Source organism: Marinobacter bryozoorum (assembly GCF_023156245.1).
Classification (GTDB): Bacteria; Pseudomonadota; Gammaproteobacteria; order Pseudomonadales; family Oleiphilaceae; genus Marinobacter; species Marinobacter bryozoorum.
The window spans coordinates 1-1144 of sequence record NZ_JAKZAH010000109.1 but is presented as its reverse complement, the minus strand read 5'-3'; the positions used below and the strand labels follow the sequence as shown (position 1 = coordinate 1144).

At 55.6% G+C, this 1144-nt stretch carries 2 protein-coding genes; both read right to left on the bottom strand.

Annotated features, from left to right (window positions below; translation table 11 throughout):
- Positions 1-569, bottom strand: a 569-nt coding sequence (locus MLC59_RS20265; RefSeq protein WP_248237308.1) for a glycosyltransferase family 2 protein, incomplete at its 3' end; no start/stop codon positions are given.
- Complete coding sequence (locus tag MLC59_RS20260) at positions 553-1008, bottom strand: GtrA family protein (RefSeq protein ID WP_248237307.1); 456 nt, start codon at positions 1006-1008, stop codon at positions 553-555. The genes MLC59_RS20260 and MLC59_RS20265, both read right to left, overlap by 17 nt.
- Between the last annotated feature and the right edge of the window lie 136 nt (positions 1009-1144).

The following is a 1144-nucleotide window of genomic DNA, read 5'->3' as shown; positions in this document are numbered from 1 at the left end:
TACCGGTTACGTTCGTTCAGAGTCAGTATCGCGTCTACGGCCTTACGGCTCATCAACCGGAAATCGCCGGTATCCACAGGAATATCGGTCCGGCTGGTCCGGTTCAGCAACCGGTAAAAGAGGTGCGCGCTCCAGCGTTTGAACGCGGTTTCCCCAGCTCTGGAACGACGCTGCATCAACACAACGTCTGCCCCGGACTGCCAGGATTCGATCATGGCGGGGATCTGCTCAGGCGGATCCTGCAGGTCCGCATCCAGAACGATCACCGCGTCGCCCCTGGCATGCTCCAGCCCTGCCGTTACCGCCGCCTCCTTGCCGAAATTCCGACTCAGTTTGACCAGGCGGAGGCCAGGCGTTCGCTTTATCTCATTACGAATATAAACCGCGCTGCCATCCTCACTGCCATCGTCCACGAACACAATTTCGTGACGCAGGTTGACCGCGGCAAGCACGGGCAGTACCCGGTCAAAAAACAGCGGCAGCATGACTCGCTCGTTATACACAGGTACCACCAGGGAGATAAGGCGGTCATCTGGCGGCCCGAGATGGAAATCAAGGGATTTGTTCATAAAACACCAGCCTCTTGTAGACGATGTAATTCAGAGCAGCTACGAGACCCGTCGTGACAAGCTGTGAGAGCGTGACCGGCAAGGTCAGAATTTGATGTAGCAGGAAGAAAAAAGCGAGATTGCAGAGCCAGGCACAAATACAGGACACCAGGTAGCGCCAGGCGGTCAGGCGGTGAGGGCCGGCATTGCGGAATGCCAGACGACGCTGGAGTCCATAATTCATAACTGCACCGGACAGGCTTCCGCTTGCGGTGGCCAGCGTGGCGTCAAGCCTTGCGCCGGTCAGAGCCGCCATGACAAACCAGTGGAATAGTGTGGCAAGGCCTCCGGCAGTAATGAATCCTTGCAACTGAACGGTTAAAAGTTTGCTCATAGGGGAAACAGACACAATGACAACCGGCAGCTCCGGCCTGACCTGATGAATCGATAGATTAGCCACTCCGGTGTCATGGCTTTGTCGGCGTTTTATCAGGAAAATGTCAAAGCAGTGGATGTATCAGAGGGGTTCGATCTGACTGTTGCAGTGTCTTATGCAATGCTTGGTCAAGATCCCGCTTCACCAGGCATAGTGCGAT